Below are 18,002 nucleotides of genomic sequence, written 5' to 3' on the forward strand. Positions count from 1 at the left end.
GACTAAGACGTTGAAATAAAACTTCAAAAACTTGATCAAAACGACGATTTTAACCAGTCCGTCGGGTATAATCAGTTTCGAAAATGAGGTTGCTTAACAACATAATTAAAAAGTGTTAACAATAGGGTGATGGTTAATGAATATACTTATGAGCTTGGTAGGGGTGGTCACCCTACTTGCAATCGGTTTCTTGTTGTCTACTGACAGAAAAGCGATTAATCCACGTACCGTTTTCGGTGCTTTAGCAATTCAAGCGTTTTTCGCAGGCTTTGTTCTTTACGTTCCAATTGGTAAAGATATTCTGCAAAGCGTATCAGATGGCGTATCAAGCGTTATCGGTTATGCCCAAAACGGTATTGGCTTCCTGTTTGGTGATTTAGCTAACTTCAAAGTTGGTTTCATCTTCGCAGTAAATGTCCTTCCAGTTATCGTTTTCTTCTCTTCTCTTATCGCAGTTCTTTACTACCTAGGCATCATGCAGTGGATTATCCGTATTATCGGTGGTGGTCTACAAAAAGCGCTTGGTACTAGTCGTACAGAGTCTATGTCAGCGACAGCCAACATTTTCGTTGGTCAAACAGAAGCACCACTTGTGGTTCGTCCGTTCATCGCTACCATGACTCAATCAGAGCTATTTGCCATTATGGTTGGTGGTCTAGCTTCTATTGCGGGCTCTGTATTAGCAGGTTACGCGCAGATGGGTGTACCTATTGAGTACCTAGTTGCTGCATCTTTCATGGCTGCACCTGGTGGTCTACTAATGGCTAAGCTAATGCACCCAGAAACAGAAGCCACTGTTAACGAAATGGATGAGCTTCCAGAAGATCCTGATAAGCCAGCAAACGTACTTGACGCTGCTGCAGCGGGTGCTTCTTCAGGTATGCATCTAGCACTTAACGTTGGTGCAATGCTATTAGCATTCGTTGGTCTTATTGCAATGATCAATGGCATCATCGGTGGAATTGGTGGTCTAGTAGGTCAAGAAGGCCTAACTTTAGAACTGATTCTTGGCTATATCTTCATGCCTTTAGCATTCCTAATCGGTGTACCTTGGAATGAAGCACTTGTAGCTGGTTCTTTCATTGGTCAGAAAATTGTAGTTAACGAATTCGTTGCTTACTTGAACTTTGCTCCATATCTAAAAGATGTTGCTGATGGCGGCATGCTAGTTGAAGCAACTGGTGAAGTGATGTCTGACCGTACTAAAGCGATTATCTCTTTCGCACTGTGTGGTTTTGCTAACCTATCTTCAATCGCTATCTTGTTAGGCGGACTAGGTGCAATGGCACCGTCACGTCGCCACGACTTAGCTAAGCTAGGTATCCGTGCGGTAATCGCTGGTTCTCTAGCTAACTTGATGAGTGCTACGCTAGCGGGTCTATTCCTAGCATTGTAATACTGCTCAAGTAATTCAAATGGGGGACTTCTCCTCCTGTATACGGGCTCTGTCAGAGTGCAGAGCCCAGTTAAGGCAACCAATTTTCAGCAAGGCACAACAGGGCTCTCAACAGCGGCTGTTAGGGGAATCTTGTGTCTATTAAACATCGAAACTTGTGGTGAAAGTCGGATTTTCACCAAAAATCAGATATTTGTTCTAATGTTAAAATAATGTGTTCGTGTTTTTAGTCGAATTATATTGAGATTTCATTGAATTTGAGTAAAATGCGGCGCCAACAAAAAAAGAATGCTGACTCGAAAAGAGCAGCGAAGCCATAAACAATGGGGTTGATGATGAAAAACTTTAAAATGTTAGCACTAGCGGCAACAACTGTAGCGGCAATGTCTGCACCAGCAGCAGCTGAGCAATACTATGGTTTTGCCAACGTATCGGTAAACTACCTAGACTGGTCTGAAGGTACTGTTGACCGTTCAACTGCTGAAGGCGGCCAAAAAGCTGACTTCGTATACCTAGAAGTTGAAGGTGGCGCAGGCTACGACTGGGGTGATGTATACGGTTTTATCGATTTCGAAAACCCAACTAAAGGCGATTGGGGTTATGACGCTGGTGAAGATGCAGCTGAAGCTTTCCGTATCGCTGCTAAAGGTACTGTTGCTGTAAACATCGGTGAAAGCAACTGGAACTACTACGGTCAGCTATATAGCATCGCTGATTCTTCAGGCTTCTATGAGCAAAACATCGTTCTTGGTGTAAGCTACGACATCAACACTGACTTCGGTCTATGGGTTAAGCCATTCGTTGGTGCTCACTACGTACACAATAACTTCATCGGCGCAGGTTTCAACGGCGGTATGGCTGGTTGGGTACTTGGCTACAACTTCAAGATTGGTGGTCAAGACTTCATGATCACTAACTGGAATGAAATCGAATTTGCACGTGCTGATGAATACCGTGGTTTCTGCGCAGCAGACACTTGTGGTGGTCCAGGTGATGCAGGTTGGGTTGAAACTAACGGTGACAGCACTGGTCTAAATGGTGCAGTAGCGCTATGGTGGAACGCGACATCTAAGTTCACTCTAGGTCTACAATACCGTTATGCAGATAACAAACTAGGTACGCCTGCTTACCAAAATGCAGCTATCTTCTCTGCTAAGTACAACTTCTAATTGTGCTTGAGAGCCGCAGTGATGCGGCTCTCTCTTCTAAGTTAAAAATCTTTACACTTAGAAGCTGTTAATTTTTACTTAAGCATGAGATAAATTGAATTATGCTGTTTAAGTAAGAGTTAAAATTTATACGCGCTAAAATGGAATTTTCGCGGAAAGGTTGCAAGAGCACAGCTTAAATGTGCTGACATTCCTTCCCGGTCTTCATGGATTCAAGTCGTGACCCAGTGTCAGGATGAAAATGTTGGCGAATGCGCTACATTTCATTGAATACCTGAATTAAGAATATTGTTTTGGCAGCTTGTCGTCACGCTAGGACACAATGCTAGACAATATTTTTGGCATAGCTTGAAGGCCCGGCCATAACAATAATCACAACCATGCCAACTCCAGATATGCCATACGTGAATTTATAGATTAATTTTTGAATTACGTTACGGAGAGCACTATGAACGATATCAATTACAAGCAAGCCGCACAGAAAGCGATCGAGCTAATGGATTTAACCACATTAAACGATGACGACACTGATCAGAAGGTCATCGATTTGTGCCATAAAGCTAAGACGCCTGCAGGCAACACTGCGGCTATTTGTATCTACCCTCGCTTTATCCCTATTGCACGTAAGACCCTCAATGAGATGGGATGTGAAGAGATTAAAATCGCTACGGTAACTAACTTCCCACACGGTAATGATGATATTGCCATTGCGGTATTAGAGACCCGCGCCGCTGTTGCATACGGTGCAGATGAAGTGGATGTGGTATTCCCATATCGCGCCCTAATGGCAGGTAATGAAACCGTCGGTTTCGAACTAGTTAAAGCATGTAAAGAAGCGTGTGGTGATGATGTATTGCTTAAAGTGATTATTGAGTCTGGCGTGCTTGCTGATCCTGCTCTAATCAGAAAGGCTTCAGAGCTATCAATTGATGCAGGTGCCGATTTTATTAAAACCTCTACCGGTAAAGTTGAGGTGAACGCAACGCTAGAAGCCGCTGAAATCATGATGACCGTGATTAGCGAGAAGAACCCTAAAGTTGGCTTTAAGCCAGCAGGTGGCGTACGTGATGCCGCTGCAGCTGCTGAGTTCTTAGGCGTAGCTAGCCGTTTGTTAGGCGAAGACTGGGCGACACCAAACACTTTCCGTTTTGGCGCATCAAGTCTGCTAGTTAATTTGCTACACACGTTAGAGTTAGGTGATGCACCTAAAGGGCCACAGGGTTACTAATTTAGTAAAGCGTGATCTAAATCTAACAGGGTACGCCAAGATTTGCGTATGATATTGTAATTGAATTACAAGTCTTGGCGTTTTAGACCAAAAATTTGTCGTTAATATTGGATGTTAGCAACAAATTCGGAGGCAGTAGCATGTTTCTAGCTCAAGAGATTATTCGTAAAAAACGTAACGGTGACGCGTTATCTAAAGCAGAGATTGATTTTTTCGTCAACGGTATCACCACCAGTGGCGTGTCTGAGGGGCAGATCGCTGCATTTGGCATGGCGGTTTATTTTAACGACATGAATATGGATGAACGGATTGCATTAACCACAGCAATGCGAGACTCCGGTACCGTACTGAATTGGCAGAGTCTTGGCTTAGATGGACCCATTATCGACAAGCACAGTACCGGTGGTGTTGGTGATGTTATTAGTTTGATGTTAGGCCCCATGGCTGCAGCCTGTGGTGGGTACGTGCCGATGATTTCCGGTCGCGGACTTGGACATACTGGCGGCACATTAGACAAGTTCGATGCCATTCCAGGTTATCAAACAGAGCCCGACAGTGCGCTATTTAGGAAAGTGGTCAAAGAAGCTGGTGTGGCAATTATCGGTCAAACTGGCGATCTGGTTCCCGCTGATAAACGTTTTTATTCTATTCGTGACAATACCGCAACGGTTGAGTCTATCTCACTAATCACCGCATCAATCCTCTCGAAAAAACTAGCCGCTGGCTTAGACGCCCTTGCTATGGACGTTAAAGTGGGTAGTGGCGCGTTTATGCCAACCTATGAAGCATCGGAAGAGCTGGCGCGCAGTATTACTGCAGTTGCTAATGGTGCAGGTACAAAAACCACCGCATTGTTAACAGACATGAATCAGGTTTTAGCGTCTTGCGCGGGTAATGCAGTTGAGGTTAAAGAAGCGATTGACTTCCTTACTGGCCGCTATCGCAATCCACGTCTTTATGCGGTGACGATGGGACTGTGTGCAGAAATGTTAGTATTGGGTGGAATTGCGGCGAATGAAGCACAAGCGCGCGCGAAACTGAACCAAGTGTTAGATAATGGTAAAGCGGCAGAGATATTTGGCAAGATGATTGCTGGGTTAGGTGGACCTGCTGACTTTATTGAAAGTTACGATAAATTCTTGCCTAAATCATCTATTATTCGTCCTGTTTATGCAGACCGCACTGGCTTTGCCGCATCCATGGATACTCGCGAGCTCGGTCTTGCGGTGGTTACCTTAGGTGGTGGACGACGCAAACCCGGTGATGCATTAGATTATAGTGTTGGTCTGACACAGATGGTCGCTTTAGGCGATGAAGTTACCCCAGATAAACCGATTGCAATGATTCATGCGCAATCAGAAGACGCATTCGAAGAGGCAGCTAGCGCAGTAAAAGCCGCCATTCATATCGATGATGCGAAACCAGAACAAACACCTGAGATTTATCGCTATATTCGCGCATCAGATCTCTAATGGAGTAAGGTTATGAAACGTACAATCATTATGATGATGGACTCATTCGGCGTAGGTGCCGCGTCAGATGCCGAAAAATTTGGCGATGTGGGTTCAGATACCTTTGGGCACATTGCTAAAGCGTGTGCTGAAGGTAAGGCGAATGAAGGTCGTGAAGGGCCATTAAAGTTACCGAATTTAGCTAAGTTAGGCTTAGGTCATGCGGCAATGGAAAGTACCGGTAGCTTCCCTGTTGGCTTCGGTGATGATGTTGAAGTCATTGGCGCGTACGGCCATGCTGAAGAGCTGAGTTCAGGTAAAGATACCCCTAGTGGACATTGGGAAATGGCCGGCGTACCTGTGCTTTATGACTGGGGCTACTTTAGTGATTTAGAAAACTCATTTCCAAAAGGATTAACCGACAAAATCCTCGCGCGTGCTGGGTTGTCGGGCTTCTTGGGTAACTGTCATGCCTCGGGTACAGCTATTTTAGAGCAGCTCGGCGAAGAGCACATGAGCAGTGGTTTACCTATCTTCTACACGTCTGCTGATTCAGTGTTTCAAATTGCTTGCCATGAAGAGACGTTTGGCTTAGAGAAGCTTTATGAGCTTTGTCAAATTGCCCGTGAAGAGCTTGAGCCGTATAACATCGGCCGCGTTATTGCACGTCCCTTTGTAGGTTCAGATGCCAGTGACTTTGCACGAACCGGCAACCGTAAAGATTATGCGGTAGAGCCACCTGCGAAAACTGTGCTTGATAAACTCGCTGATGCCGGTGGTGAAGTGGTCAGTGTGGGTAAAATTGCCGATATTTATGCCCACTGTGGTATCACCAAAAAGGTTAAAGCGACTGGGCTTGAAGCATTGTTCGATGCAACGCTTGAGCAAGTAAAACAAGCAGGCGACAGAACTATTGTGTTCACCAATTTTGTGGACTTCGATTCGCATTATGGTCATCGTCGCGATATTTCTGGCTATGCCAAAGCGCTTGAGTATTTTGACGCGCGCTTGCCAGAGATGTTGGCATTGCTTGGCGAAGACGATTTATTGCTGCTAACTGCAGACCATGGTTGCGATCCAACTTGGCCGGGCACAGACCATACTCGTGAACATGTACCTGTGTTAGCACTTGGTGCGGGTCTACAGGCTGGCTCACTGGGTCGCCGTAAGAGCTTTGCCGATATGGGTCAGTCTATCGCAAGTTATTTTGGCTTAGAGCCAATGGAATATGGCGAATCGTTTATTTAGTGCCATAGTCAATATTCAGTTTACATTTTGGCGACCGACTGTTGGTCGCCATTTATAAAAAGACAAAAGTCTACCAAAAGGGGTTAAATCGATGGCTACACCACATATTAATGCAGTTGATGGTGCGTTTGCAGATACCGTTCTGTTTCCAGGCGATCCATTACGTGCAAAATATATTGCTGAAACATTCCTAGAAAATGTTGAGCAAGTGACTGACGTTCGTAACATGCTAGGTTTTACTGGTACTTACAAAGGTACTCGTATTTCGGTTATGGGCTCAGGTATGGGCATTCCTTCTTGCTCTATCTACGCGACAGAGTTAATCAAAGACTACGGCGTGAAGAACCTAATCCGTGTTGGTACTTGTGGTGCGATTAGCACAGACGTTAAAGTTCGCGACGTAATTATCGGTATGGGTGCATGTACTGACTCGCAAACTAACCGTTTACGTTTCAAAGGCCAAGATTTCGCAGCTATCTGTGACTACAGCTTGCTAAGTGCAGTTGTTAAAGCTGCTGATGCGAAAGGGACTAAATACCGTGTCGGTAACGTATTCTCTGCAGACCTATTTTATACACCTGATCCAGAAATGTTTGACGTTATGGAAAAGATGGATGTTTTAGGCGTTGAAATGGAAGCTGCTGGTCTTTACGGTGTAGCGAAAGAGTTTGGCGCAAAAGCATTATGCGTAGTGACTGTTTCAGATCATATCCGTACTGGTGAGAAGACTTCATCTGATGAGCGTCAAACCACATTCAATGAAATGATTGAAATGACACTAGACGCTGCAATCACTTTATAAGTTTGATTGTGTTAATTAAAAACGGGCCAGTTGGCCCGTTTTTTTATGGCAAAGATTAAGACGTTTTTACTTTGCTTGGACGCTTTCTCAATTTTACCCGTGTTTTGCGTCGGTCAAAATCAGCCCGTTTAAACGACAGTGATCTCGACAGCAATAACCCAATGACCCCCGCAATAATCAGCATCATCTGCTGCTGTTCCATATTGATTTGATGGGCTTCTTTGATTTCATTAAAAAACAGTTCTGGTGCGAGCCTAACTTCAATAAATCCAAGGTTTTTGCCATCCTGGCTGACGGCCTCGACATAAGGGGGATAAGCTGCGAGAAGATCGCTTAGCGCTTGGGAGTCAGGCTCCAACTCTTCATTGGTAATGCTTTGAGCGAAAGAAAGGCGCTGACCTTGTTCGCTAAATATGGTGGCGGCCATCACTTTAGGATCTTGAACTAACGCTTGTGTTAACCACTGAAGTTGCTCATCGTTTTGTAGTTGTAGCGCCGGCGTGGCGCCATAGGCCGTTTGTTGTACTAATAATCGCGCCATCTTTTCCGTTTGGGACTTTAGAAGCTGCTGCCCTTGTAGTAGGCTTGTTTCCCATAATTGAAAAAGGCCGACCATCAAAGTAACTGCTATGGCAATCTGCACCAGTCTGGTTATTCTGTGAGTCTTTCTAAGGCCTGTTAAAAAAAACACTTTGTACCTAAAAATAAACGGGTTTGTTTAATCATAATTGATTATGACCAAACCCGATAGCCGGAGATTGATAGCCCATGGAAAGTTCGAGTTCTGAGTCGTTGTTTGACTGGATATTTCACAGTACAGAAGCTGCGTATGCTATCGATGGTAGCCAGCTTGTGCGCCATCAAGAGTTCGAGCCGCCTGCATATTCCCATAGTTGTCGTATCGTTTTTGACCCTGAAAGTGATTTTCACGGTATTGCACAATTAATATTGGCCAATAGTCATGCTTCTATTGCAGCAGTAAATCGCCAAAGCGATTTGCTGTGTGTAGAAATTGTCAGTGATGTCCGTTTTAGTGAGCAATTCATCGATGTAATAGTAAGTACTGTGGGGCAGGAGTATTACCCTATCACCCAGCCTTTAGCTTGGCTTGATAAGCCTGGCTTATTGGTCATGGACATGGATTCTACGGCAATTGAGATTGAGTGTATCGATGAGTTAGCCAGCATGGCAGGTGTGGGTGAAGCGGTTGCAGCAGTTACCGAGCAAGCGATGCAAGGGGAGCTTGATTTTGAACAAAGCCTACGTTCGCGGGTGGCAAAGTTACAAGGTGCGAGTAGCCAGATAATTGATGATTTGTGCCAACAATTGCCCTTAATGCCGGGGCTGACAGAGATGGTTGCGACCTTGCAACAATACCAATGGCGATTAGTGCTTGCTTCTGGTGGTTTTACCCCGTTTGTGGGGCACCTCAAGCAGTTATTGAATCTCGATGCGGCTTATGCCAACGAATTGGTGATTAAAGATGGCTGCTTATCAGGTGAAGTCGTTGGGGAAATTGTTGATGCGCAGTTTAAAGCCGATACGGTTAAGCGTTGTGCGCAGCAATGGCAGATAGCAGCAGGTCAGCGCCTCGCTATTGGAGATGGTGCCAATGATATCCCGATGATTAAGCAAGCCGATTGTGGTTTTGCTTTTCATGCTAAACCCAAATTAAAAGCGGCGGCTAACTTAGCAATCGACAAACTGGATCTGCGCGCTTTACCTTTCTTACTCAGATTGAGTCAATAATTGTCGCGTTGATAGTTGCGTTTATAATTGCGTTTGATAAGGCTATTTAAGCTAATGAATTAGCTCAAATAGCCTTATCTGTTGTTGTTTGAATGTTAATTATTTGAGTATTTACTCTTGTTTTAATTAGTCTGGGTCAGTAATTTAACACTAAACTTTTAATTGTTTAGTGCTGTGTCAATTATTCAAATTTCTCATTATCTTCCGTACCAAAATGGCGCCTTACATGTCCGTCAGCTGGTGCCTGAGCATGCTGACTATCAAAAAACGCCCATACTGATGTTGCATGGGGTTATGTCTAATGGTCGGGTTTTTTATAGTGAATCAGGCAAAGGCTTAGGCTGTTATCTTGCTCAAGCAGGGCATATTGTTTATGTATTAGATACCTTAGGCCGTGGTTTAAGCACACCTAAGCTTGCCGGGGGAGAGCGCCATGGTCAAGGTGAGGTGATTAGAGAACAGCTCCCGCTAGTGCAGCACTTTATTCTTAACAAACACCAGCAAATGCTGGAAAATAGCCCGTTAAAACAACCGCCAACTCAAGTACATTGGTGTGCTCATTCATGGGGGGGCGTACTAATGACTAGCGCCATCGCAAGGTTTGATTTCTTGCAAGACAGCGTGGCCTCGCTGTTAACCTTGGGGACTAAGCGTACCATTAAAGTGAAATCCCTTAAAAAGTGGTTAATGGTTAATATTACCTGGAATCGTATTGCTCCGATGATTGCCAGGTATCATGGCTTTTTGGCGGCCGACCGTTGGCGTTTAGGCATGGATAATGAGACCCGTGCTTCACTGCGCCAAAGCATAGAATGGGTACGAGGTTCCTGGATTGATTATGACGATGGTTTTGACTATGCCAAGGCCGCCAAAGCGGTAGCGAAACGTCAGGCTTGGCCAACGGCATGGTTTATTGCCGGAAAGGGAGATCATGTGCTTGGTCACCCAGAAGATGTGAATCGGATGGTGCTTGAATGTGAGTTCGGCGAAGTAAAGCAAACGCTACTGGCAAAAAAAGCGGGATATAAGCACGATTATGGTCACGCAGAAATGCTCACCCATAAAGACGCGATAACCGATCACTTTGGTGATATTAAGCAGTGGTATCAACACCAGAGTACATCAACACGTTAGCTTTGCGGGCTTTAGATATCCCGCAAAGCTAAGCAGTTTATTTAGCCAACTCCCATACTTCCCAACTTGCCAGTTGATATTGCTTAGCAAGGCGCTGCGCCATTTGTGCGTGGTAGCTTGCTTTATCAGCGTTAGCTTGTTTGTCATATAGCTTACTACGCTGATGATGCCAAAAGGGTCGTGTCATACCTTGTTGCTGGCAAGCGTCAAGTAGCTGCTCAGCTAATGGCAATTGCTCGCGAATGATAGCGCCTTTAGCGAGCTCAATACATACCGTTGTATATGAGTTGGGGAAATGTTGGTTTATTTTTGCCAGCGCTTGTGGAGCTTGGTCGTACTGTTTTGACCAAGACAGGTATTTAGCAAATTGATAAGCCTGCAACCAATCGATTTCAAAACCGGCCCATTGCTGCTTCTGTTGCAGGTAGTGTTCAATAACCGCTGTATAGTCACCTAAGGTTGTGAGATTGCTGGCATCACTAAAAGATCCATAGTTTGGTGCCAGAAATTGTAAACCGTCATACAAGGCGGGCAGGGCGGTGGTAAAGTGGTTTTCGTTTGGGTATTGCTGGTATTGCCAAGATAAGTTGCCAGCATGCTGCTCTAAGGTTTCGATAAGTTTGTCTACGCCCATCCCTTGTTCATTGGCTACAGAAACAAATAGCGGTGCCGTGAGCTTTTGTTGTTGAAGTAGGGGAGCCACCATATTGTGTAACGCATAGTTGTCGACCCAGATACTTGGACTCATAGCTAAGAATGCATTAAAAGGCGTGTTTGATTGCATCATCGCGTATAAGCTAAATAGGCCCCCCAAGGAGTATCCTGCTAGCGCTTGTGCATCGCTAGTCCGGTAATGATTGTTGATATAGGGGATAAGCTCATTGGCGAGGTATTGGTGAAATCGGGCGGCGCCACCAAAATCCGCTTCTCCTTCAACAGGCCAAGTGCTGCTATATAAATAATCACTATTACCCTGATTAGCAATCCCGACCACGATCATCGGTGGGATTTTGCCCATGCGAGCTAAATGGTAACTAACTGCCGCTACGTGTTGGAATTGAAAGTCAGCATCGACCACATATAACACTGGGTATTGGCGTTGCTCGTACAGTGCATATCGTTCAGGAAGGCTCACCATGAAACGGCGTTCACTGGCAAAAACCTTGGATTGATGATGAAACAGCGTTCCTGCATTAAGGATTGTTCCGTCTTTGGTGTCAGCCTTGTTTGGTGCAATATTGGCCTGCACAAGTGGGTTAAGTAGTAGGTTTGAGAGTATCGTCAGTACAATAATGATGAGTTTGAACAGTGTGAGTTGCATGGAAACCTTTCCCTGATAAAGTCTTGTCGTTACCTTATCAGTTTGAGTCTCTGTGAAAATATTTGCTGAGGGAAATTGCAGTGAGCCTAAGGTGAAGTTTCGGTGACAATAATATAACCTATTAAATTTAAAAGGTTATTTATGGTGTATTAGGTTAGCCCGTTTTCTCTACTTGGTTAGTTAGCATCATTGAATGGATGAGACTTGGGTAACGTAATTGGACTTCTTGAGTAATATCTAGCAGTTCACCGACACCAACAATCCGCCAAAGTCGACGTTCCAACTCTTTGGCTTTGTGCTGAGCATGGACATTGATATAAGCCAACTCCCGTTTGATGTAATTGAGATCCGGTTTACCGGTGGCACCGCGATAAACACGTATAGCCATGAAGCGACCTAAGTGTTGGCTTTGTTTAATGAAATGAATTTGTGCCTCACTGTCACCAATGAGGCGAGGTTGCAAACATTTGGCTTTTATTTGCCCTTGAGATTGTCGAGATATCTGCACAAAAACTTCGAAATAATCTAAACCATGTTGGGGTTTCATTTGACGAATAGGTTCAACAAAGTCGGTTTTTAAGCGATTATGGCTCAATAAAGGCTCTAAGTTGTACTCTAATGTGTCTTTGGCGGTGGCGGCAAAAATATCACTAATTTCGTTACGCTCTTGGCTGAGACCTAGGGTGGTCAACTGCATCGACTTAGCAGTTTTTTCAATGTAGTAGGGAACAGAGTTTAGCTTGCGCATCAATAAGTTCTTTAATCCATCTGACAGCTCTTTTTTGTCGCTATTGGCTTCGGTTAGCTTTTCTAACTTGTCTCTGTTTTGAATAATCAGTTTATTTAAGAACTCGACACCAACATGGGGAGTATGACCCATAATCGCTGCTAAATGCATGGTTACGCCGTTGCGGCGAGTGCGAATCAAGCGGTAGGGCAATTGACTCAATTTAGTTTTTCCCGCCAAACTTTGTAATTTAGGAAAGCTCAGCATAACAGGGGCTGTGGTATCGAACTGTGCCGCCTCGGTTAAGGTTAATTGCAATCCTTTACTTGAGATATCTTGAGTAAAGCCTTCAGCTATTACTTTTCCTTGGCTAACTTTAATGTAGGTTTTAAAGGAAAAGCGGGCTTCATTTCGCCGCTCTGTAAACTGCAGAGATAGCAGTTTTACTGAGTTGGTTATACATTTTTGTTGGCCAAATGGCTTAAGCGCATTGGCTGCATCATGAGTATGCTCAAGCCATTTTTGGTAACTAGATTGCTGATCATCATTGGTCATATCGATCAGCTGCAACACATGAGTAAAACGTTGCAGTTGTGATTCAATTAGTGATGAATAACGGCTGTCATCGCCAGGTAACATACTGGCTTTATAGGATTTTTGGTGATCAATCTTGTGTTGGGCAACCTTAAATACTCGCCAACAGGACTTACTGGCACCAAAGCCTAAAAATAATGCTAGCAAGTTATGTTGTTTGAGCTCAGCTAAACTTGCAGAATAGAAATAGATACAGCCTTTGGTTTGGAAGGTAAAGCAAAAAAATAGGCTGTGATCGGGATTCTCAGGTTGCTCAATAAGCTTGGTTAACCTACCTGAAGTCAACATCGCAGGTAATTGGCTTACTTCATTTTCATCCTGAAAAACTTGCTGAATTGCTTGGTTATCTCGACTAAGCAACTTATAGGTGATCTGGTAACCTGATTCATGTTGCTCTACATAGAGCGGAAGATGGGGCAGGTGAGGCAGATAATGGCGCTCAAATCCTAGACCAATGGCTGCAGTAAGGACATCATTAATGTCCACTTTATAGCGAAATTTATAGCCTTGAATCAGGTTTGACAACATTTTAGATAAGCCATCAGAACCGCTTAAACGCTTCAGTCTAAACCAGCAATGTTCTTGTTTCGTTTCGCTATCGACAATTTGATAATCAATACCTTGTTGAAGATCTTTGTCATAGTATTCATCGCTTAGCCCCAGCAGTTTTACTCGTACAGGTTTATCGGTCACAAATTGATGGGATGCGGGAATACGGACTCGCGCGCCACCAACCGACAGATCAGCAGTGACACCGTTGACTTCTTGGCGACCTTCCTGACTCACTGAGATGCGGATGGCGTAGTTCATCCGCTCTTCGCTGCGATTAAAGAAACTTCCTAAAACGACACCGGATGCAACATAGGGGATAATGCCAGCATCACTGCTTTGGTTGAGGTTACGTAACTTTATTCGACGTTGCTTGTGAGCCTCAATGACTTGCTCATACACACCTAAGGTATAGTTATTTTGATAAAGGGCCACAGCTTCATCAAATTTCACTTTGGCGGGTTCATCAAGAAAATGAGTTTGTTTACCCATGGTGACTTCAAAACAGGGCTGCTCAGATTTGTCACGCAGATCAATGATACGGGTACATGGCGCAGCAATGCGTTTAAGCTCCATTTTTAACAAAAAGCGCGTTGAATTTGACTCACTGGCAGTCAGTCTCTCAAACAACTCATCAAAATCAGACTCCATCAGCAGAGGTTTGAGTTGTTCTATCAGGGCGCTATGTTGTTCTAAGCTCATTGATTGGTTCTTTTTGGATGCTAATTAAGTGAGTGGCTGTTAATCTTATGTCGGCAGCATGCAAGGCAACTTGATAGTGGTTGAGTATATATTACTTAGCCTAGATTAATTTACATCTTTTTACTGACAAAATCAGTGCTGGCTTGCAAATATCACAACAGGTCTGGTCAGTGTCCATTTGGCTGCCTTGATCAAATCATTTAGTTTGGTGAGTAAACTTAGTTTATGGCAAAGAATAAAACAGCGTATGTGTGTAATGAATGCGGGCAAGACTTTCCTCGTTGGCAAGGACAGTGTAGTGCTTGCCAAGAATGGAATACCATTACAGAGGTGCGATTGGGCCCTGCCACCAGTGCACGCAATGCGAAGTTTAGTGGTTATGCAGGGAGTACCGATAAGCAGGTACAAACATTAGATCAAATTGATTTAAACGAATTACCCCGTATTCCTAGTAGTTTTAAAGAGTTTGACCGAGTGCTCGGAGGCGGCATAGTGCCTGGTTCAGCTATTTTGATTGGCGGCCACCCAGGAGCGGGCAAAAGTACCTTATTACTGCAAACATTGTGTCAATTGGCTGAGACGATGAATGCCTTGTATGTGACAGGGGAAGAGTCTTTGCAGCAGGTGGCGATGCGAGCAAATCGTCTTGGTTTGCCAACCAGTAAATTACGCATGCTTTCTGAAACCAGCGTGGAGCAAATTTGTGAAATAGCGCTGCAAGAAAAACCTAAGCTAATGGTGGTGGACTCGATTCAAGTGATGCACATGAGCGACGTGCAATCTTCTCCAGGCAGTGTATCCCAAGTCAGAGAGTCGGCTTCATTTTTAACGCGCTTTGCTAAACAACATGGGATTGCAGTAGTGATGGTTGGGCATGTCACCAAAGATGGTAGTTTGGCTGGTCCTAAAGTGTTGGAGCACTGCATTGATTGTTCAGTGATGTTTGAAGGTGATAGTGATAGCCGTTATCGAACTTTACGCTCCCACAAGAATCGTTTTGGTGCAATCAACGAACTTGGCGTGTTTGCCATGACTGAGCGCGGACTTAAAGAGGTGGCTAATCCCTCTGCCATCTTTTTATCCCGAGGAGAGGAAGAAGCATCAGGCTCTTTAGTCATGGTGATTTGGGAAGGCACAAGACCCTTACTGGTTGAACTGCAAGTGTTGGTCGACAGTTCGGCCATGGCTAATCCTCGGCGTGTTGCTGTGGGGCTAGATGGCAATCGCTTGGCACTATTGCTGGCGGTAATGCATCGCCATGGTGGTCTAATGATGGCGGACCAAGATGTATTTGTGAATGTGGTCGGTGGCGTTAAAGTTACAGAAACCAGTGCTGACTTAACTTTGCTGCTTGCCATGGTGTCGAGCTTTAGAGGTGATATTTTAGCCCGGGATCTTGTGGTATTTGGTGAGGTTGGGTTGTCGGGAGAAATTAGACCTGTTCCTAATGGTCAGGAGCGACTTACCGAGGCCGCTAAACACGGCTTTAAGCGTGCCATTGTGCCAAAAGCCAACGTGCCGAAGAAGCCACCGCAAGGCATGGAAATCATTGGTGTTACTAAGCTATCTCAAGCGTTAGAAGCGTTGTAAAAGATAGCTTAGGCATCGCGCACTTATTGCTGGTCGTGGGCCTCTACAAATAATGTAAGCTCTCGATTTAGCAGTGAGGCATCACCCAGATTTAACGCCAACATATGACGTAAATGACTAATGCTATCAATATCTATGTGCAAGCACCTTAATCCTAGCTGCTGGTCTTTACTATGCACTAACCGCGTTTCCATTGACACTTCAATATCGGAGCCCGGTAGGGTGAAGCCCAGCTTTATGGGGCCATCATTTGCATCAAACGCGTCAGGCTTTTGAACTAGTGCACCATTTAGGCTGAGATCAATAATGGTTGTTGACCACGTTTGCTCAGATTGCTGCAGATAGGCATTGGCATCAAATAGTATTCGGGAAAACTGGCGGCGTTCATCCATAATTGCTCCTTCGGAGTCTGTAGATGTCATCTATTGATAGTAAGCATATGCTAAGTTGACTTAAGTGTAAAAACTCTTGCGAATTAGTCAAAGCGCTGCGGCCAAATTAGCGAAACTCTGCACAATTTATTCTATTGGGCTTTATCATTCATGGATTAGTGTTACCCCTTTTTACTAACAATAGTCTTGATATCAGTTGTTTTGGTAATTGTTTTGGTAATAGTTTTGGCCTAAAAAGTTTTGATATACTGGCGGTAGATATTATTTAGGGTTTTTATCATGAGTTTTGCCGAGTTATCACTCAGTTCTCAGCTGTTATCTCTTTTACATCAAGCCAAATTAGACCAGCCGACCGAAATTCAGTCACTAGCAATCCCTGTTGCGATTGAAGGTGGTGATGTGTTGGCGAAAGCCCAAACCGGTAGCGGTAAAACACTGGCGTTTGTTTTACCTATTGTTGAGCGCCTGTTAAGTGGTGCTATATCAAGTGATAAAACGTCAGTATTGGTTTTGGTACCAACCCGCGAACTTGCGGTGCAAGTTGCCGAGCAATTTGAGCGGTTTCTCCCTCATTTGGGATGGCAAAGCTGCTTAGTTTATGGCGGTGTCAGTATAGATAAACAGAAACTGACTTTGCAAAACCAACCTCAAGTCGTCATAGCGACACCTGGGCGGTTATTAGATCTTACTAAGCGGCGAGCGATTGATTTATCAGCCATGACCACTTTGGTGTTTGATGAAGCTGACCGTATGTTTGAAATGGGGTTTATGGACGAGCTGCGGGCAATTGTTAAGTATTTGCCCAAAGATAAGCAAACAATGCTGTTCTCTGCCACCTTAGCTGCTAAAGTGAGTGGTTTTGCTGCCAAGTTGATGACTTCGCCCAAGCGGGTTGAGTCTAAGCAGCAAATCGTCGCAACCGAGATTAATCAGCAAGTGTATGCGGTTGATGATGACAAAAAGCCAGCCTTGCTAAGACATTTGATTAATAAACTTAATTGGTCGCGAGTGTTGGTATTTTGCCGCAAGAAAGTAGAAGTTGATCAATTAGTAAAATCACTTGTTGTTGAAGGTTATCAGGCTGCTGCGTTGCACGGGGATTTGTCTCAGTCAGTCAGGGAACAAACCCTTGCCGATTTTAAATCTAACCAGTTAACCGTATTGGTGGCCACCGATGTCGCTGCACGCGGTATTGATATCGCTGATTTGCAAATAGTGGTCAACTATCAGTTTCCATTCAAGAGTGCTGACTACATACACCGTATTGGGCGAACAGGTCGCGCGGGCAAATCTGGTTTGGCGGTCACTTTTTATAGCGAAAGCGATCAGCTATTGCTGGAGGAAGTTGAAGCGCTATTAGACAAGCGTTTACCTCAACAGTGGGAACAAGGCTTTGAGCCTGATCTAACCAAGGCACCGGTTATTAGCGGTAAAAACAGCCGTACCGCTCAAAAACAACGAGCTAAAAGACGTGCGGGTCGTGGCCGGAGAAAGTAGAACGGATAAAGTAACTGGGATAAAGTCACTGGAATAAAGCTATTGGAATAAAGTAACTCAGATAAATTTGCTAGGGGGCGTATTGTCGATGCTGCATTGATTTCAACATCGACGTGTATTGATGGGCTATTGGACGGGCTTACCAGTAATTAAATGGTATTTTACTAATAGCTCATCATCTGATTCTTTGTGGTTAGGATCGGGGTCGATGCAGTCGATAGGACAAACAGAGACACAGGTGGGTTTATCGTAGTGACCGACACATTCTGTACACAGTGCAGGTTCGATTTCATAGATCTCTTCTCCCATGGTAATCGCCTGATTTGGACATTCAGGTTCACACATATCACAGTTAATACAGCTATCGTCGATTAGTAATGCCATGACTCACATTTGCCTTCGTAAAAATAAATCTATTACCAACCAGTGTCTTTACGGCGAGGCCAATATTAC

Annotated in this window: 15 protein-coding genes; 10 read left to right on the forward strand and 5 right to left on the reverse strand. The window is 44.4% G+C overall.

Annotation, left to right across the window (positions count from 1 at the left end; translation table 11 throughout):
- Positions 1 to 136: 136 nt before the first annotated feature.
- The 6 genes from ACHUFW_RS17455 to deoD all read left to right on the forward strand — a co-directional run bounded on the left by ACHUFW_RS17455 (position 137) and on the right by deoD (position 7,294).
- Entirely contained in the window at positions 137 to 1,396 is a 1,260-nt protein-coding gene (locus ACHUFW_RS17455) for a NupC/NupG family nucleoside CNT transporter (RefSeq protein WP_394204797.1), read from the forward strand.
- A 335-nt stretch (positions 1,397 to 1,731) separates the two neighbouring features.
- Positions 1,732 to 2,565 (forward strand): outer membrane protein OmpK, encoded by an 834-nt coding sequence (locus tag ACHUFW_RS17460; RefSeq protein ID WP_394204799.1) that lies wholly within the window; start codon positions 1,732 to 1,734, stop codon positions 2,563 to 2,565.
- A gap of 448 nt (positions 2,566 to 3,013) precedes the next feature.
- Entirely contained in the window at positions 3,014 to 3,793 is a 780-nt protein-coding gene (deoC, locus tag ACHUFW_RS17465; protein WP_394204801.1) for a deoxyribose-phosphate aldolase, read from the forward strand.
- Positions 3,794 to 3,933: 140 nt separating this feature from the next.
- Positions 3,934 to 5,265 carry a thymidine phosphorylase gene (gene deoA, locus ACHUFW_RS17470; RefSeq protein ID WP_394204802.1) on the forward strand — a complete coding sequence of 444 codons (1,332 nt, stop codon included), beginning with the start codon at positions 3,934 to 3,936 and terminating at the stop codon, positions 5,263 to 5,265.
- Between the two features lie 12 nt (positions 5,266 to 5,277).
- The gene (locus ACHUFW_RS17475; RefSeq protein ID WP_394204804.1) at positions 5,278 to 6,492 is read left to right on the forward strand and encodes a phosphopentomutase; all 1,215 of its coding nucleotides are present in this window, start codon (positions 5,278 to 5,280) and stop codon (positions 6,490 to 6,492) included.
- Positions 6,493 to 6,583: 91 nt separating this feature from the next.
- Complete coding sequence (gene deoD, locus ACHUFW_RS17480; protein ID WP_028774539.1) at positions 6,584 to 7,294, forward strand: purine-nucleoside phosphorylase; 711 nt, start codon at positions 6,584 to 6,586, stop codon at positions 7,292 to 7,294.
- A gap of 55 nt (positions 7,295 to 7,349) precedes the next feature.
- Here deoD and ACHUFW_RS17485 read toward each other — a convergent pair whose 3' ends face one another.
- Entirely contained in the window at positions 7,350 to 7,985 is a 636-nt protein-coding gene (locus tag ACHUFW_RS17485) for a YtjB family periplasmic protein (protein WP_394204806.1), read from the reverse strand.
- 77 nt (positions 7,986 to 8,062) lie between these two features.
- On the opposite strand from ACHUFW_RS17485, the gene serB reads away from it, so the two are divergent.
- Positions 8,063 to 9,043, forward strand: a complete 981-nt coding sequence (gene serB, locus ACHUFW_RS17490) for a phosphoserine phosphatase SerB (protein ID WP_394204808.1) — start codon at positions 8,063 to 8,065, stop codon at positions 9,041 to 9,043.
- A gap of 174 nt (positions 9,044 to 9,217) precedes the next feature.
- Positions 9,218 to 10,177, forward strand: coding sequence for an alpha/beta fold hydrolase (locus tag ACHUFW_RS17495; RefSeq protein ID WP_394204809.1), 960 nt, complete (start codon positions 9,218 to 9,220; stop codon positions 10,175 to 10,177).
- Positions 10,178 to 10,214: 37 nt separating this feature from the next.
- On the opposite strand, the gene ACHUFW_RS17500 is transcribed toward ACHUFW_RS17495, so the two are convergent.
- Positions 10,215 to 11,498 carry an alpha/beta hydrolase gene (locus ACHUFW_RS17500; RefSeq protein ID WP_394204811.1) on the reverse strand — a complete coding sequence of 428 codons (1,284 nt, stop codon included), beginning with the start codon at positions 11,496 to 11,498 and terminating at the stop codon, positions 10,215 to 10,217.
- A 154-nt stretch (positions 11,499 to 11,652) separates the two neighbouring features.
- A complete protein-coding gene (locus ACHUFW_RS17505; RefSeq protein ID WP_394204813.1) occupies positions 11,653 to 14,070 on the reverse strand; it encodes a PilZ domain-containing protein in 2,418 nt (805 codons plus the stop codon).
- A gap of 225 nt (positions 14,071 to 14,295) precedes the next feature.
- Here ACHUFW_RS17505 and radA point away from each other — a divergent pair, with 225 nt between their 5' ends.
- Positions 14,296 to 15,660: a DNA repair protein RadA gene (gene radA, locus ACHUFW_RS17510; protein ID WP_394204815.1), complete on the forward strand. Its 1,365-nt coding sequence runs from the start codon at positions 14,296 to 14,298 to the stop codon at positions 15,658 to 15,660.
- Positions 15,661 to 15,683: 23 nt separating this feature from the next.
- On the opposite strand, the gene ACHUFW_RS17515 is transcribed toward radA, so the two are convergent.
- Positions 15,684 to 16,052: a PilZ domain-containing protein gene (locus ACHUFW_RS17515; RefSeq protein ID WP_394204816.1), complete on the reverse strand. Its 369-nt coding sequence runs from the start codon at positions 16,050 to 16,052 to the stop codon at positions 15,684 to 15,686.
- Between the two features lie 279 nt (positions 16,053 to 16,331).
- Here ACHUFW_RS17515 and ACHUFW_RS17520 point away from each other — a divergent pair, with 279 nt between their 5' ends.
- On the forward strand, positions 16,332 to 17,549 hold the full coding sequence (locus ACHUFW_RS17520; protein WP_394204818.1) for a DEAD/DEAH box helicase: 1,218 nt from the start codon (positions 16,332 to 16,334) through the stop codon (positions 17,547 to 17,549).
- Positions 17,550 to 17,675: 126 nt separating this feature from the next.
- Here the strand turns inward: ACHUFW_RS17520 and ACHUFW_RS17525 are convergent, their stop codons facing one another.
- The gene (locus ACHUFW_RS17525) at positions 17,676 to 17,933 is read right to left on the reverse strand and encodes a YfhL family 4Fe-4S dicluster ferredoxin (protein WP_394204819.1); all 258 of its coding nucleotides are present in this window, start codon (positions 17,931 to 17,933) and stop codon (positions 17,676 to 17,678) included.
- Positions 17,934 to 18,002: the final 69 nt, after the last annotated feature.

Source organism: Shewanella waksmanii, from assembly GCF_043643685.1.
Classification (GTDB): Bacteria; Pseudomonadota; Gammaproteobacteria; order Enterobacterales; family Shewanellaceae; genus Shewanella; species Shewanella waksmanii_A.

Coding starts and splice junctions, on each gene's coding strand:
- ACHUFW_RS17455 (WP_394204797.1), top strand. CDS start 137: ATGAATATACTTATGAGCTTGGTAGGGGTGGTCACCCTACTTGCAATC.
- ACHUFW_RS17460 (WP_394204799.1), top strand. CDS start 1,732: ATGAAAAACTTTAAAATGTTAGCACTAGCGGCAACAACTGTAGCGGCA.
- deoC (WP_394204801.1), top strand. CDS start 3,014: ATGAACGATATCAATTACAAGCAAGCCGCACAGAAAGCGATCGAGCTA.
- deoA (WP_394204802.1), top strand. CDS start 3,934: ATGTTTCTAGCTCAAGAGATTATTCGTAAAAAACGTAACGGTGACGCG.
- ACHUFW_RS17475 (WP_394204804.1), top strand. CDS start 5,278: ATGAAACGTACAATCATTATGATGATGGACTCATTCGGCGTAGGTGCC.
- deoD (WP_028774539.1), top strand. CDS start 6,584: ATGGCTACACCACATATTAATGCAGTTGATGGTGCGTTTGCAGATACC.
- serB (WP_394204808.1), top strand. CDS start 8,063: ATGGAAAGTTCGAGTTCTGAGTCGTTGTTTGACTGGATATTTCACAGT.
- ACHUFW_RS17500 (WP_394204811.1), bottom strand. CDS start 11,498: ATGCAACTCACACTGTTCAAACTCATCATTATTGTACTGACGATACTC.
- ACHUFW_RS17505 (WP_394204813.1), bottom strand. CDS start 14,070: ATGAGCTTAGAACAACATAGCGCCCTGATAGAACAACTCAAACCTCTG.
- radA (WP_394204815.1), top strand. CDS start 14,296: ATGGCAAAGAATAAAACAGCGTATGTGTGTAATGAATGCGGGCAAGAC.
- ACHUFW_RS17515 (WP_394204816.1), bottom strand. CDS start 16,052: ATGGATGAACGCCGCCAGTTTTCCCGAATACTATTTGATGCCAATGCC.
- ACHUFW_RS17520 (WP_394204818.1), top strand. CDS start 16,332: ATGAGTTTTGCCGAGTTATCACTCAGTTCTCAGCTGTTATCTCTTTTA.
- ACHUFW_RS17525 (WP_394204819.1), bottom strand. CDS start 17,933: ATGGCATTACTAATCGACGATAGCTGTATTAACTGTGATATGTGTGAA.